We start from the raw sequence: 14,832 nt of genomic DNA on the forward strand, positions 1-14,832 counted from the left end.
CCTCCTTTAACAACTTTCATAAAATATAATTTTATCATAAATAAGCTTTATAAATAAAAAATTACTTAATATTATTTAATTTTACTCTTTAAAATTATCAGGATAACCATAAAAGACCTCAAAGCTATTTTTACTTTCTTCCATCATAGGAAGTAAAGAATCTCCGTACTCTCTTGGAAATTCGTAAATAAAATAACTTATTCTTCCCTTTTCTAAGGAAATCACCTTATAATATGAAATATTTCCTCTTCTAACATAATACTGAAGTTTATTATTATCCTTACTACAGCTAACTACCTCTCTTCCTTCAACTTCCTCTTTGTAAAAATCATCAATAGTCATTTCCGTTGTATTTTCTTGACTATTTAAAACAAATCTCAATTTTTCGTCCTTACTTCTAAGACATATAGCTGATTTATCCTCTAAACCATAGGAAATATCTAGCTTAAATATATTTGGATACTTAACTTTAGCTCCTAAAAGCATAACATAGTTATAATTATAATCTCCATTTAAATCTCCTATATCTCCAAGATTTGTTCCAATTAAATATCCATAGGTATCCTCATAATTTTTACTTTCTTTATAGTTACAATTTTCTAAATATAATTCTTCGTTCCATCTTTCAGGATATCTATCTTTAACTATTCTTAAAATATTCTCATCTATATAACCTTGATTTTTAGCTTCTCCTTCTTTACCATAGCTATAATCTTCATTAAAATTATTTTCGTCACTAAAATTATCCTCTTGCCCCTGCTGTTCGTTTTCTTTATCTTCTTCATTAAAATCCTCTTCACCAAGGCTATTTTCTTCTTTATTCTCCTCCTTGTTATCAGAAATTTCATAGCCATAGTTAAAATTATTTTCATCTTTACTAGTACCTTCTATACCTTCTCCAATATCATATAGAAAATCATAAAAATCAAAGCTCTTTTCAAAGTCTTTTTGTAAAATAAATCTTTCTAAATTAAAAGTATTATATAGCCTACTTTTTTCTAAAACTTCCCTTGTATAAGTCATAATCCCATTATGTTCTCCCATAGCAGTATTTAATCCACTACTTAACAAAACGCTTATACTTAATAAAACATCTAATAACATTAAAATCCCCCCTACTTTTTGAAAACTTTTAATTAATTGTATCATAAATTTACAATTTATTTTAAAATAATATGAAAAAAGAATAAAAAATAAGTGAAGACCTTAAAATTAAAATCTCCACTTATTCTATTTAAACAAAAGGTTCTACATGAACTGTAATTCCTTTTATAAAATTCATATTTTTAAATATAATACTTTCTAAATTACTAGCTATTTTATGTCCTTCAAAAACAGAAATATCCTTATCTACACAGATTATTAAGTCTACATAGGCCATTGGTCCATATTTCCTAGTTCTTATTTCTCTTAAAGCTTTTATCTCCTCAATACTTTCAACAATAGTACATATCTCTCTTTCCTTCTCTTCATCAATTGAAATATCCATAAGTTCATTACAGGATGAAATTAAAATTTCAACTCCAACTTTTAATATAAAAATGGCCACAACTATAGATGCTATAGAATCTAAAGCTTTAAAACCTAAAATAGCTCCTAAAATACCTATAAAAGCTGCAATAGATGACAATGCATCTGACCTGTGATGCCAAGCATCTGCTTTTAAAGAAGGTGAATTTGTTTTTTTAGCTACCTTAATAGTAATTCTATATTGATATTCTTTTATAATAATAGATAAAAGAGAAACAATTAAAGGAAGAGTAGTTGGAATTTCAACTTCATTTAAATGAAAAAGAGAATAAAAACCATTATAACCAATTTTTAAAGATACAATCACTAGTAAAATAGCTAATAAAAAAGAAACTAAGGTTTCTGCCTTTTCATGACCATAATTATGCCCCTTATCCTTTGGTCTACTAGAAATCTTATTTCCAATTAAAACCCCAAGAGAACTTAAAATATCTGAGGCAGAATGAATACCATCTGCTATCATAGCATTTGATTTTCCAACTATACCAGATATTATTTTTACTAAAGTTAAAAATATATTCCAAAGTATAGCTATAATTGTAACTTTATTAGCCTCACCATATCTTGATTCCATAAAATTCTCCTTCTAAATTATCAATTAATATAAAAAATATATTAATACCTTAAATTTACTATATAATTTATTATCAATTGATAATATTATTCCTTAAAAATACTTTACTTAGTATAATATTCTAAAGTTTTATTTATTGTTACTAAAATGCCTAGATAAAAAAATAAAGGGGATTTTAAATCCCCCTTATTTTTATAAAAATATCATAATTTAATTCTATTAAAATACTAAAGAACCTTTTCTAAAAGTTCTAATAAATAAAAAGCTTCCTTTTTCTTTGCAAGTTTAATTAAAAATTCCTTGTCATTACTATCTAAATTATAATGATTTTTAAGATGACTTAGAGAATTTTTTGCAGAACTTTTATATAAATATTCTAAATCAAACTTTTCTTTACTTATTTTCTTTAAAATAAAATCATTTTTCAAATCTTTTATTATTCCATCTAAAACACACTCTAAAGAACAATAGGGTTCATCTACTATGAAATATCCTCCCTCATTTCCACTAAAACCTTTTTCGCAATTAAAGCAAAAAGCATTCATAGTTAAATCTTCTAAATTAGATTCTCTTAAAACACTTATATCCTCTTTAGAATTAACATTTAAATTTGATGCCATTTTGCTCACTCCTCTCTAATTCTATTTATAAAAGAAAAAATTAAATGCTCTATTATTTATATATGCTTTATCTTTAATAAATATGTTAACATTAAAAAAATTTAATATTTTCTTAATTTATTACTTCTTTTAACTCATTTAAGCTTTTCTCTAAAGTATAAACCCTGTCAACACATTTTATTAAGCAATAATTTTTATAGTTATCCTCATGCTTTATAAGTTGTATATTTTTGCAATAGTTTCCTAAATAATTAGGTTCTTTAAAAAACTCCTCCTTAAAAGAATTTAATTTATTATAAATCAAATCAACTGCAGAAATTACATAATCATAATCTAAGGCTCCCTTTTCTGCATTGCTTAAAACCACAGCATAATTTATTATAGATGTTGTAAATTCACTATTTGAAAGCATGAACTTTTTTATATATACCCCTTCTTTTTCATCCTTTGGATTAGTATGCATTTGTATTCTTCCACTTATAAGATAAGATGAATATATTATTCTTCTTAATTCCATTTCATCAAAATTACCTTTTAAAGCCCCCTTAACTTTTTCAATCATAATTTTATCTAAATCTATAAGCCGTTCAATCATATTAATAAGTTCAACATGATTTTTATTAGGGAGTATAAATTTATTTGCAAAAAGAACTATAAGTGCAGCTATTGCAGTATAAGATAATCTTAAAAAAACAGCCTCTCCATCTTTCATATATATAGTTGTTATGGCTAAAGCATAACAAGTTACATATATACTCATAGTTGCATAATCTTTAAAAGCGTACATGAAAAATGTTGTAATTACTATTATAATAAAATGCATTTCCTTTCCTTTAAATATAGAGAATAGTAAAAAAGCTAAAATAACCCCCAAAAAAGTTCCTCTAAATCTAGCATATACTCTTTTTTTACTATCTTCATAAAAAGGAAGTGCTAAAATAAATACAGTCATAGGAAGCCAATACCCCTTAGGAAGAGAAAATACTCTAATTGCTAAAAAAGATAAAGTTACTATAATTGCCATTCTTATTGCAAACCTAAATTTAAATTGATTAAGCTTAAAATTATATTTACTATAAACTTGAAAATAGTCCTTATTTTTTTTAAACTCTAAAAACTTCCCTAAATTAAATCTATGATAATTTAAATGTTTTATAGCTTCATTTAAATATTTTAATACTAAGTCTATGTAGTAATTTAAGTTATTATTTTTAAATTTAATTTCCTTTTCAAATTCATCTAACTTATGTTTACAAAAGTTAAAATCCTTAAAATTATTTTCTAAAGAATGAAAAAGCTTATAAAACTTCTTAAGTTCCTTTCTACTTTCAACAATAACCTCCTTTGATTCTCTCAAATCATGAAGTATGTTATTTATGTGTTGAAAAGATATAATTATTTGATAATATTTTCTTCTTCCACCTGAATAAACAAACCTATTTAACTCTCTGCATATATCAAAAAGCTCTATCTGTTCCTCTTTTATATTATCAACCTTTCCATAATAAAGATTTTTAAATTGAGAAGTTATATTTTCAAAGCCTCTTTTTATAAGAGATTCAATCTTACTATCCTCTCCACTAGGAGATACTATAATAAGAGCTATATAAACTATTATATATGACAGAAAAATTCCTAAAAGTCTTCCTGATATTTCAGAAACTTTAACAGGAAACATCTGTAAAAGTACAAAAGCCATTAAATATGGGAAATAACTATCAGGGTTATATTCATCTGTTAAAAGATATACTAAGGTTATTATTCCAAAAAAGTTTATAATAACTTCTAATATCCCTCCCATACTAGCAATAGATGCTAGTACTCCTATAAATAAATGAATAAATAAAGGCTTAAAAATATTATTTTCTATTATTAAATAAGTTCTCATCCTTATAAAGGTCAAGGTCATATAAGTTGCTATAATTATATTACTTGCTCCGAAAAATCTTAAATTCATCTGAAGTAAAATAATAGATAATATGGTAGGTGGTAAGGCTTTTTTAAAAATTTCTCTTATGTTTTTTACTTCCAAGTTTTTCTCCTTCCTTAAGCATATATTTTACTTAAAAAAATATTCTACCATACAAATTTTTATTTTTATTTAAAAATCTATAAATATAAGTTTTAAAAAAAGGGAGTTTTAATATTCAAAACTTAGAATATTAAAACTCCCTTATATAAATTTAATTAAAAATTTTCTTATATTACATTGTTACAGCCATTTCTTCTAAAGTAACGCTACCTGATGATGCAATTGCAAATATTGCATCTAAAGATTTTCCTGACATTTCTTTTACAAGATTTTGTTTTTGACTATCGTCTAAGTTGCTTAAGTAAGACTTAACTACTAATATTATAGCCATAGCATTTCTTACTTTTTCATCTACAGTTGCAGATTTAAATCCTTTAGTTTCTTTTAAAGTACTTGCAACATCTAAAGCATTTTTGCTTAACTTGTTGTAATCATCAGTTACGAAAGCAGCTATACCTAATATTGGAAGTGCTGATTTTTTAAGCTCAACTTTATTTTCTTTTAAATTAGTAGATAAATCTCTAACCTCTGCACATTTTCTATCAACAGGCATATTTATAACTGTTAAAACACAGCTTAATAATTCTAAATCATTATTTTTTGAAAAACCACAGTTTGTTAAAACTTCATAACATTCTCTAACTTCATCTAATGTTTTGTTTATATCCTCTGAAGTCATTGAAAGCATAGCAGCTGTGCAAACATCTTCTCTCTTAGTTTCAAATCTATGGTCTTTTTTCATTTCTTTATATATAGCTTTTGTATTTTTTACTGTTTCATCAATATCTATGTTATCTTTTGCAAAGAATATTTCTTCAGCTGCTAACATTAAGTATCTGCTTGAAGATAATTCATCTTTAAGTTTATTATAGATTTCTTCTATTGAACTTAAAGCCTTGTCCATATCATCTTCTAATGATAAGTTTACAGCTAAGTTTAATAGATTTCTTCTTCTATACTCAGAAAACATTGAAGTTTTTTCCTTTATAAGTTTTATTGCATTTTCTATTTTATCTATATTAGCATTTTCATTTTTTAAAGTTAAATTTAAGGCACAGTATTTTCTGTCAATATTTTTCTCAGAAGTCCCTTCTACTTTATCTAAAACTTCCCCATTGCTAATTAATAGATTTACTAATTCGTTAAGCATAAAAATCATCCTTTCCTTTGAAAAAATATTGTAAACCTTGCAAACTAACCCTTGTAAATATAATTAAAATAAAATAAAACCCTATGTAAAAATCACAAAAATTAACTCGCTTAGTCCTATTAATAAAATTATACTATTTTTTTTAAAAAGCACTAAAAAAGCTACTGAACTAAATTTAATAAAAGGTACTTATTTTTGTGCTATTATTAAAATATATACTCTTAATATGATTTTCTTTTAATTTAAAGCATATATTATCTAAATACTTATATTTTTTGCAAAATAACCTACAAAAATCCTTTTATTTTATCATTTATTGTATAATTAAGGTATTAAATGGTATAAAAGGGGTGTTATTTTTATGAATATTTATACTTATATTAGAAATATGACTTTAGTTTTATCCTACCTTATATTTGGCCTTCTTGTAGCTATGTTTTATGACCAACTTTTATTAGATAATATATATACCTTAAGTATATTAAGTGTTTTTGTAATATTCATAATTTTTTTCTTAATAATTAAGGCAGTTATTAAGCTTCAAGAAAAATTTAATATAAAATAAAAAGAGAGAGATTTTGAAAAGTCAAAATCTCTCTTTTTTTAATTTTAAGGCTCTTTATGTAAATTTAAAGTTATCTTAATTCACCATCTACCATAAGAACTTGTGATTGCTGAACTCTATTTACTTTTCTAATAGATATTTTATTTCTCTCAAGCTCCTTTAAAATAGGATATTCCTTAGTTAAAACATTAAATGCATCAACCTCATCTAATCCTAATACCATAGCAGATTTAAAAGGAATTATTTTGCTATCATTAAAGTTTAAAACTATATTATATAATTCTTTAGGAGTTGATATTATTCTTTTATGTTCAGCAAGTAATCTACTAACTCCTGCAAAATCATTAGACTGTATAAGCTCATTTAATCTCATCTTTTGCTCCTCTGATAGAGTAAGAACATAATCTAACATATTCTCCTCTTGTTTTATAGGTGTTGGTATAGGATTTAAAAGTTCACCCTCTTCTCCATCCATATTCTCCTCTTTTTCCTCTTTTTCTAAATCAATTCCATAGGCTACAGCCTTACTTTTATCAAAAGTAACGTTTTCTACAGAACCCTCTTCATTTACAACAACTTCTACAGCACTTTTTTCTTCTAAATCATCTTTTTCATCTTCATTTCTATTAAAAAGATTCATTTTAAACTCCTCCTAATTCTAAATTCCATCAACTAAATAAAATAAAACTTTAATTTATTATATCATTTTTTTATTTATTTTTCTTTAAAAAGAAATAAAAAGACAAGTAATAAATTACTTGTCCTTTTACAAAAATTATATTCTTTTATTTTATATGCCTATTTTTTACAAACTCTTATTTTTTCAAAAACCAATAAGAATTAAATCCTGAAATTTGAATCATTGCTTTTTTTGGAACTTGTCTTATAGCATTATAAACATTCATAAAATCACCTGTCCCCATGATTAAGCTTATAAAACCAAATGTAAACAAAATTCCTGATAAAAAACTCATATTCTTAGGTACAAAAATCCATATTACAAGGGGTAAAAACCCAAATACTATGTTTGGTAAAAGATTTAAAAATATGAATCTTCTTTTTGTTATAGCTCTATCCGAAATAATAACTGCTAACCTCTGTTTAAAAGAATACCACATCTTAACTTCTGCCCCTTTAGGAAAAGCTAAAGCATGTAAGTATTCATGAGGAACTATACTAAACGGAACTAAAATAACTCCAAATATATTTAAAACATCATTAACCTTGAAGCTTCCATTTATTTTCATTCTAAGAAAGATAACTATAAGCAAAAATATTATAACTGGAATTAAGGATTTCCTAGTTTCCCTAGCTAAGTCTGAAGCTGTCTCTGGTTCTTCAAATCTTCTCGCATCCTTAGGTACTTCTTCAACTGGAAGATCCTCTACACCATTAAACTTCCCTTTCCAAATTAATTTCAAAAATTCAGCCACTAACTTTATTAAAACCTTTAACTAACATTTTAACTTCTAAATAAAACTTTACTCGCTGTTACAATTCTTTAGCACTTATATAATAATTAGTGACCTTCACCTCCCCCATTTATTGTGAATTAAGAAAAAGTTTAATATTAATTGTAATATTTAACTTTAATATAAACTTTTCACTTTTATTAACTATTAATTTTTAGGCACATAATATAAAGCCTTATATAAATATAAGGCTTTTAACTTAAATTCTCCCTTATTACCTTATTATACCATAATATTATTTATTTTCATCCTGGAAAATCGAACCAAATTAAATTTATTTTTATAATGTAGTAATATTTTCAAATTTTAAGCATATAAATATTAAAACTGAACTTTTTAAGGGACTTACTTTAAAATCTCCTTTTTCTTAAAGTCCCTTATTTTTTTATTTTTAAAATAAAAGGAGGATAGTTGGGGTTATTTTAACCTTTTTTTATTATATGAATATTAAAATTTATGAAATTGAAAGTTTTGAAGATTTAAATATTTTTTGGAATATGTTTTATAAATACATAAATCATATTTCTGAAAATAGTAATAGTTCTAAGGAGAAAATTAATTATTTTTTATCTAAAGAATATAAACTATCTTTTTTAGAAGCATTAGAAAGAGATTTTAACCCTTTAAAATTAGTATTTTTTAAAAATAATGAAGAGTTATTAGGCTTTGCTACCTATATAACGTACATTGATAAAAAAGGTAAAGCCTTAATTTTAGAATTTTGTATAAATGAAGATTATAGAAATAAAGGAATAGGAAAATTAGCCTTTAAAGAACTTGAAAAAAAATTAAAAAAAGAATGTGCTAAAACTATAGAATTAACCCCTACTAATCCTAAAAACAAATTATTTTGGTTAAATTTAAACTTCTCCAACTCTGGTATATTTTACTATGATAATAGAGAAATATTAATAAAAAAAATAACCTAATAAAAATTTAATTATTAATGTATAGAAAATAAAATTTATGTCTACAATCTTAATGACTATAAAAAATACTATATTTAAGTTCAAACCTAAAACTTATGTTTTAAAATTATAAAACCATTAAAAATTTAAATGTGTATCTTAAAGCTCTCCTCTATTTTTAGTTACACATTTAAATTTTAACTTAAAGCAAAATTCAAATTTACATAATTATACGAGATTTATATTAGAATAAATCATAAAATTTAAAGAAACTAAAGACTAACTTAAAATAAAAACATACAAACTAAAGAATTAAAAAACAAAAGAATCCTATAAATCACCCTAAATCTCCTTTAAACTAATCTTATATTAAATTTAAAAGCAAATATTTCTTTGTTTTTAAACTCCTTTTAGATATAAGGAAAGGCTTATTTAGCCTTTCCTTATATTTTTTTATTAAATAAAAAAATTAAAGAACATAAAAGTATTTTTTAAATATTTTTATGTTCTTTAATTTATATATAAAAACTCTAATCATCTATAGGAATTAAAATTGCATTTTGAATACATTTTGCTCCTTCAGGAGTTAAATTTTGATCTCTTAAATAATATTTTTTGTCATCTACTATTAAATGATAAAAATCTATTATTTTACAATCTCTATCATTTTTAATTAAGTATCTAACAACAGCTCTCATAAAATCGACTCTACTTAAAAAATCTTCATTAAAAGTTATTTTTATTTTGTCATTGCCTTTGTATAACATATTACAACACCCCTTTTAATAATAAAATCCTTTATAAAATGAATCATATTAATGTAAAGTCCTAAAAGATATTTTAAAAGCTATATTTTAAAAAGAGATAAATTATTTTGATAATTAAAAGCAAAATTCAAAACGCAGGACTTTATAAACGTTTACACAAGATAAAATAATTCACTTCAACTTATTTTGAATAATTATATAAATTTTCCTAAATAAGTCTATTTCTCTTTACACCTTTATTATACTACTCTAATTTCTTAATGTAAACATTTTCTGTAGAATATTTATAAATTTTATTAACTATTTATCATTATTTTTAATAAAAAGTATATACTTTTAAAGTAATTATTTTTTTCATAATAAAATTACTCATAATAGAAAAAAATAAAAGGCTATTTTAAATAAATAGCCTTTTAACTAAAAATCCCTTAAACTTCTATAAATTATTTATCTTTATTCTTTTTCTTTGTAAAAACAGCTCCTAAAGTAGCCATAATAACACCTAAAATTGATAAATAAGACCCTCCAAGAACTTGTCCTGTATTAGGTAAATTCCCTAATTTATCTAACATACTTTCTTCCTTACTTGCCTTTGAGTTATTCTCATCTTTAGAAATTTCAATTTCTTCCTTTGAATCATTTTTAGCCTCTGGTTTTTCTCCTATTAATTCCTCCTTAGGCTCATTATACTTTTTATCCTCATCCTTATTTTCTTCATCTTTTAAGGAACTTCTATCTATAGAGAAATTAATTGTCTTTTCTAATTTATTTCCTGCTTTATCTAAGGAAACAATTGTTAAAACATACTGGCCTTCTTTCTCTATTCTATCTTTTCCATTATAAGTTTCACCATTTAAAGTATATTCTAAAGTTGCATCCTTATCATCAGTTTCAATAATTGGTGTAACTGCTTCTTTATAAACTTCTCCATCTTTTACACCTTCTACTAATATATTAGCTGGTGTTTTATCTATAGAAAATTTAATTTTTTTGCTAGATACATTCTTAGCCTTATCAGTTGCAGTAATATTTAAAAGATATTCTCCTTCATCCTTTATAAGAGATTTTCCATCATACTCTTTTCCATTTAAAGTATATTCTAAGGTTGCCTCTTCATTGGTATCTACCTCTAAAGAAACATCATTATTATAAACTTTTCCCTCTTCAATATTTTTAACTTGAATATTTGCTGGTGTTTTATCTATTATAAAATTACTTTTAACCTCTGTTTTATTTCCAGCTTTATCTAATGCTGTAACTATTAATTCATAATTACCTTCTTCTTTAATAGGAGTTTTTCCATCATATTCTTTTCCATTTAATAAATAAGTAATAGTAGCTTCTTCATTAGATGTAACCTTTGGTAAAACATCATAGTTATATATTCCTTTATCAGATACCCCTTCTAAGGTTACCTTTGGAGCATTTTTATCCACTTTAACAGTAAGCTTTCTTATGGTTTCATGTCCTAAAACATCAACAGCTCTTAATACTAAAACATCTCCATCTTTTACAGGCACATCATAAGAGAAATTTCTTCTTGTACTATCATTTCCTGGTTTAACTCTATCTTCTACATCTAATTCCATAGTTCCATTTTTATAGAATTTATATCCTATAGTATTATCTTCAACAGTACCTTCAACCTTTATGCTATCTTCATTTGTTATAACAATCCCATCTTCTTTAACCTTTGGAGAAACTAAATTTATTATAGGAGCCTTAGTATCACATAATATACAACTTGCATAATTATAAATTTCTTTTCCATTTTTATCTTTAGCATAAATATTTACTTTATTCATACCTTCTTTTAATGAAATTTTATGAGCAAATGTTCCATCTTCATTAACTGAAACTTCTTCATTATTTATTTTAAATTCCTCTACAGGTCCTAATGAAATTCCTTTAACTACATATTCTGAAGAATTATCAACACTTAATGTAGTTTTTCCAAAGTTATCAGCAAAATTAATAATAGCTTCTGAAGACTCAACCTTTATATTCTTTGTAACTTCTCCTAAGTTAAAGGCTGTATCATTCATGTCAACCTTAACTTCATTTAAAGAATTATTTTTAAGTTTGACTTCACAACTATAAAGCCCCTTTTCCTCTTTAATAGGTGCTTGTACACTTTTTCCATTAACTGAAACAGAAGCTACTCCTGGAATAACAGAAACATTATCCTTCGCTGTCCATTGAAGAGTATAGTCAACTTCTTCTTCATCTTTATTTCCTAAAACTTTATCTTTAGAAGTTATTTCTATATTTGGCGCTGTAAGGTCTACCTTTACTGGAACAATAACTTCCTGCTCCTTAGCCCCATCATAGTCAACTTTAGATTTTATATTTAAATAATATTGACCTTCTTCTACAACTTCTTTTTCTCCTGTACTTTCGTTATATAATTTTCCATCCCAATTTAAATTTTCAAATAAATTAGGTGCTTTTCCACTTCCACTTGGTTCATTAAATTCTTCTTTTCTTATATAATCTTCATGTCCTATAAGACCTAAAGATTTTTTATCCTTATCTAAAAGTTCAACCTCTGTAACTCTAGCATTTCTTAAATAGTATAGGTATGGTGCTATTAAATCTCCATTACCATCACCATTTGGAGAAATTGCTATTTTATTTTCATCAACTACAAAATTTCCTTTTTCATCCTTATTTCCTAGACCTAACTTGTATCCCATTGCTCCATTTAAGTTAGTTAGAACCTCTGAAGGCACTATAAACTTTTGATTTTCTTTGTCCCAATTCATAGTCTCTATTATTTGGTCTTTACCCCAATCACCATAATATCCTATAAAAGGAACGGATAATGAAGGAACATCCTGTCCTTTTAATTTAATAAATCCTTCAACAAATCTATCCTCTGAAACAACTTTTGGTATAGTTAATTTAACCTTTAGGGTTTCAGTACTATTAGGCTTAACTACTACCTTTTCTTTATCAAATTTAAGATTTGCCCCTTCAATATTTACATCATGAGACATAGTATTTAAGGTGTCGCTAGTTTCAGTTAATATTCCACCTAAATTTTCAACCTCATATATTGCATCTTTATCACCATAATTTTTTAAAGTTAAGATAAATTCCTTTTCATTTCCTATTTCTTTTAATGCTACAGTAGGACTTCCATTTTCATCTAAAACAACAACTTTATTTTTAAGAGCCTCTTCTATCTGCATAAGACCTGCTCCTTGTCTTCTTGGTGAGTATGGTATCTTAGGATTATTTTTATCCATCTCTATTTTAGAAGTACTTATAGCTGTATTTTTAGCTAAATCAACTAAATCTCTTCCCTTAAGATTTGGATTTTCTTTTTTAAGTCCTTCAACAATTAAAGCCTCTCCCCCTGCAACATGAGGTGATGCCATTGATGTACCTGTTTTTATTCCATACTTATTATCATTTAAAGTTGAATAGATATTTCCTCCTGGTGCAGAAATTTGAGGTTTAAAATCCAAACTAGGAGTAGGTCCCCAAGAAGAAGATTCAACAAAGTCTCCAGCATCATTACTATTTACTAAAATTTTCTCCTTAGTAAATTTCACCTTTGAATTTTCATCTATTACTTCTTTTAATTTTTCTCCATCAGAATTTTTAATAAAAACTGAAGGTATTGTTACCTTTTCATCTGTTGCCATGTTTATAAAAGATTCATCATTATCACCATTATAAACTATAACGCCTTCTGCTCCCGCTTCCTGTGCATTTAAATTTTTATCTATAAAGGTAATTTCTCCTCTTTTTATTAAAGCAATCTTTCCACTTAAGTCCTTATCCTTAAAATCTTCCTTTTTACCAAGTCCACAATCTACAATTTCAAAGTCCTTGTCTAAATTTAAAGTGCTTTCATCAGCTGACATCATAAATGGAACCTTATAATTTTCACCTTTAAGATTAAAAGATATTGTAGGTAATGGCATTTTACTATTATGATAATTTGCAACAGTTAAAGCATCCTTTGCAGTTCCTGGTGCCCCTACTAAACCAGTATCTTTTACATCAGGAACCTTATATGGTGCTGTAGAATATTGAGAATTTCCCGCTGCAACAACAACTACAACGCCTGCATCTACTGCTTTTTTAACTGCTATTTGCTCTGGGTCATCTTCCTTTTGAAAACCAGCTGATGAACCTAAACTCATATTTATTATATCTGCTCCTTGATTAACAGATTCCTCAATAGCTGCAACTATATCATCCTCTGAAGCCCCTTGTCTATTTGGATTATTAGAAAAAACTTTCATAGCAAGTAATTGTGCTTCAGGTGCTACTCCCTTTACAGCTTCGCTTTTTGAAACTTCTTCATCACTACCATTAGCAGCAACTATTCCTGCAACATGCATTCCATGCATATCAACCTTAGGATGAGAATCTACTATATTTTCATTTTCATCTGCAAAGTTATATCCATAAGGCACCTTCTCAGTAAAATATTTACCTGGACCTTCTTTTAAGTCTTCCTTTTTAATCTTAACCTTTGAAGAATCTGATACTCTCATATCCTTATGACTTGGGTCTATTCCTGAATCTATAATAGAAACAACCATACCTTCTCCATTTAAACCTAAGTCTTTCCATGTTTCAACAGCTTCTGTTAAATCCTTAGCTGAATTCATAGCTGGATAATATGTTTTAACCACCTTAACACTTTTTACACCATCTATTTTCTTTAATTCATCTATATCCTTTATTTTAGCATCAATACTAAAACCATTTATTAATGTTCCAAAGCTTTTATTTATCTTTTCTCCTGTAATTTCTTCTGCCTCATCCTTAGCATCCTTTTGTTCTTCTTTTACCTCTTGAATTTTTTCTTCAGAAGGCTTTTTATCTCCCTCTTTATTAGCTTCCTCAATAGCAGAAGGTTTTTCAAGTTCAACTATAACTCTTACAACTTCTTCAGGATTTTCATGCTTAAAATAAGCTTCATCTCTTGCAATACTTTCTAAATTTTTAACGGTATGACTTGTACCATTATTTACTTCCTTTGCTATAACCTTTGTTCCCACACTATTTGGCATAATAATTGATAATGCAACTAAGCCTGTAAGTGTTGAGGATAAAAATTTTTTCATATGTTTCTTTTCTTCTTTCATTAGAATTAGTCCCCCTTTTTAGTACTTTAAAATTTATATAAATCTTTAAATAATAAATTACTTAACTTGCCCCAAAAAGTAATTTATTATAAAAAAATTTTAA

At 25.8% G+C, this 14,832-nt stretch carries 11 protein-coding genes; 2 read left to right on the forward strand and 9 right to left on the reverse strand.

Annotation, left to right across the window (positions count from 1 at the left end):
* Positions 1-81: 81 nt before the first annotated feature.
* The 5 genes from AC4FQV_RS05655 to AC4FQV_RS05675 all read right to left on the reverse strand — a co-directional run bounded on the left by AC4FQV_RS05655 (position 82) and on the right by AC4FQV_RS05675 (position 5,906).
* Positions 82-1,104 carry a hypothetical protein gene (locus AC4FQV_RS05655; protein WP_491164905.1) on the reverse strand — a complete coding sequence of 341 codons (1,023 nt, stop codon included), beginning with the start codon at positions 1,102-1,104 and terminating at the stop codon, positions 82-84.
* Positions 1,105-1,234: 130 nt separating this feature from the next.
* Entirely contained in the window at positions 1,235-2,104 is an 870-nt protein-coding gene (locus AC4FQV_RS05660) for a cation diffusion facilitator family transporter (RefSeq protein WP_491164907.1), read from the reverse strand.
* 227 nt (positions 2,105-2,331) lie between these two features.
* Positions 2,332-2,724 carry a hypothetical protein gene (locus tag AC4FQV_RS05665; protein WP_491138220.1) on the reverse strand — a complete coding sequence of 131 codons (393 nt, stop codon included), beginning with the start codon at positions 2,722-2,724 and terminating at the stop codon, positions 2,332-2,334.
* 112 nt (positions 2,725-2,836) lie between these two features.
* A complete protein-coding gene (locus AC4FQV_RS05670; RefSeq protein WP_491164910.1) occupies positions 2,837-4,756 on the reverse strand; it encodes an FUSC family protein in 1,920 nt (639 codons plus the stop codon).
* A 172-nt stretch (positions 4,757-4,928) separates the two neighbouring features.
* Complete coding sequence (locus AC4FQV_RS05675) at positions 4,929-5,906, reverse strand: DUF4003 family protein (RefSeq protein WP_491138218.1); 978 nt, start codon at positions 5,904-5,906, stop codon at positions 4,929-4,931.
* A gap of 361 nt (positions 5,907-6,267) precedes the next feature.
* Between AC4FQV_RS05675 and AC4FQV_RS05680 the strand changes: the two genes are divergently transcribed.
* Positions 6,268-6,471: a hypothetical protein gene (locus AC4FQV_RS05680; RefSeq protein ID WP_491164912.1), complete on the forward strand. Its 204-nt coding sequence runs from the start codon at positions 6,268-6,270 to the stop codon at positions 6,469-6,471.
* A gap of 70 nt (positions 6,472-6,541) precedes the next feature.
* Here the strand turns inward: AC4FQV_RS05680 and AC4FQV_RS05685 are convergent, their stop codons facing one another.
* Both AC4FQV_RS05685 and AC4FQV_RS05690 read right to left on the reverse strand, forming a co-directional pair.
* Positions 6,542-7,111 carry a hypothetical protein gene (locus AC4FQV_RS05685; protein ID WP_491138216.1) on the reverse strand — a complete coding sequence of 190 codons (570 nt, stop codon included), beginning with the start codon at positions 7,109-7,111 and terminating at the stop codon, positions 6,542-6,544.
* A 175-nt stretch (positions 7,112-7,286) separates the two neighbouring features.
* Positions 7,287-7,892 carry a DUF3267 domain-containing protein gene (locus AC4FQV_RS05690; protein ID WP_491138215.1) on the reverse strand — a complete coding sequence of 202 codons (606 nt, stop codon included), beginning with the start codon at positions 7,890-7,892 and terminating at the stop codon, positions 7,287-7,289.
* A 491-nt stretch (positions 7,893-8,383) separates the two neighbouring features.
* Between AC4FQV_RS05690 and AC4FQV_RS05695 the strand changes: the two genes are divergently transcribed.
* A complete protein-coding gene (locus AC4FQV_RS05695; RefSeq protein WP_491164914.1) occupies positions 8,384-8,872 on the forward strand; it encodes a GNAT family N-acetyltransferase in 489 nt (162 codons plus the stop codon).
* A gap of 509 nt (positions 8,873-9,381) precedes the next feature.
* On the opposite strand, the gene AC4FQV_RS05700 is transcribed toward AC4FQV_RS05695, so the two are convergent.
* Positions 9,382-9,618, reverse strand: a complete 237-nt coding sequence (locus AC4FQV_RS05700) for a branched-chain amino acid ABC transporter substrate-binding protein (protein ID WP_491138213.1) — start codon at positions 9,616-9,618, stop codon at positions 9,382-9,384.
* Between the two features lie 443 nt (positions 9,619-10,061).
* Positions 10,062-14,729: a S8 family serine peptidase gene (locus AC4FQV_RS05705; protein WP_491164916.1), complete on the reverse strand. Its 4,668-nt coding sequence runs from the start codon at positions 14,727-14,729 to the stop codon at positions 10,062-10,064.
* Between the last annotated feature and the right edge of the window lie 103 nt (positions 14,730-14,832).

The organism is Clostridium sp. TJA038 (assembly GCF_058310255.1).